Consider the following 1,620-nt stretch of genomic DNA (forward strand, 5'->3'; position numbering starts at 1 on the left):
GAAATCTTCGAAGTCGTGTTACTACACTCGCGGCCCTTCGCGGCACCTCGAAGCTCACTACAGGCCATCTACCTGCAGATTCTCGCTGTCCACTCGCCATGTGTGACTACGAACTGCGGAACCCGGGCTTGACGCGGTGGCGCCTGACGACGAGTGAGCTACCGGTCTCGGCGGGCGGTGGTCCCGCCAAGACCGGGCGGTCGGCCTTGGCGGGTGGCGGGCCTCGGCAGGGCGTCGGCTCCGGTCAGGGCGGCGGGACTCCTGCACGCGGGACGGCGGGTCTCGGCGGGGCGGTCGGGCGCCCGGTAGGCCCGGGTCTCGTGGGCGCGGGGCGGCGGACCCTTCGGCGTCGTGCGGCGATTGCCGCGTTGGGGCCTCGGGTCAGCCGCCCTTGGCGACGCGGCGTTCCAGGACGAGGGTGAGCTGGTCGCGGAAGGCGTCGCTGATCTTGTCCAGCGTCTTGTCCTTGGCCTTGGGCGTGTGCCCGTCGGCGTAGGTGGCGTAGCTGAACACGATGTAGCGGCCCCACACCAGCCCGGCCGCGTACCCGCCGGCGATGTGCACGCGTTCCCCGCCAGAACCGCGTTCGGCGGGCAGCCCGCGGAACCAGACGTTTCGTGAGAGATCCTTGGCCTGGTCGGCCTGGAGCGCAGCGTCCTTGGTCGGCAGGACGGCGATGCCGGTGGTGACGGCGTACTTGCGCTTGCTGTCGACGTAGGTGGCCCGCAGCACGCGGCTGCAGTCCTGAGCGCGCAGCGCGTCGGCGAACGTGCCTGCGGCGGCCTTCTCGCAGCTCGCCTCGACGTCCGTCTTGAGCCTGGAGAACGAGGCGTCGGCGGCGCTGACCTTCTTCTGCGGGAACGCCTCGGACAGCGCCAGCTTGCGCGGGTCGGTCTCCTCGGAGTTGAGCATGGCCGCACCGGACAACTCGGGCGGCGGCACGGTGGCGGGCTCCGAGGCCGATGGCGTCGAGGACGGCTGCTGGGCACCCGCCTGAGCGGTCGGGGCGGGGGCGCTGACCGCCTTGTAGGCGAAGAAGCCGCCGGTGGCCACGCCGGCCAGCGCCAGCGCGCCCAGCGTGGCGAACAGCGCCTTCTTGCTCCTGCCCGCGCCCTTGGGCGGCGGTGGCGGCGGGATCTGGAACGGATGCTGCTTGAACGCGCCGGGCGGGAGCGCGGGGCTGCCGTGTGGCGGGGTGGGCAGGTCGAGCGAGGCCGAGGCGCGCTGGCCCCAGACGTCGGGGGTGAACGGCAGCTCGGGCAGTTGCTCCTCGGATGCGGCCGGACGGCGTTGCGACGGCAGATGCCGGACGCCCGGCCCGGAAGTCTCCCCGAGAGACTGCTCCCCAAGGGCCTGTTCCCCCAGGTGCTGTTCTCCCAGGGGCTGCTCCCCGGGGGGTGCCTCCGCGAAGGGCTGCTCCGCGAAGGGCTGTTCGGCTGGAGGCCGCTCGGTGAGCGACTGCTCGGTGAGCGGCTGTTCTGACGTCGGTCGATCTGCGGTGGGGTCCCCGGTGGCTGATCCGGTCGCGGCCGACTGACCGACGGCTGGCTGGCTCGCTGCGGGGTGGCCGGCTGCGGGGTGGCTGGCGGCGGGGTGGGTTGTGGCTGACTGACCCGGGGC

At 72.5% G+C, this 1,620-nt stretch carries 1 protein-coding gene; it reads right to left on the reverse strand.

Annotated features, from left to right (window positions below):
* Window positions 1-381: 381 nt before the first annotated feature.
* Window positions 382-1,620, reverse strand: a 1,239-nt coding sequence (locus HII36_RS55050; protein ID WP_173531361.1) for a YML083C domain-containing protein, incomplete at its 5' end; no start/stop codon positions are given.

Source organism: Nonomuraea antri (assembly GCF_013283785.1).
GTDB lineage: Bacteria > Actinomycetota > Actinomycetes > Streptosporangiales > Streptosporangiaceae > Nonomuraea > Nonomuraea antri.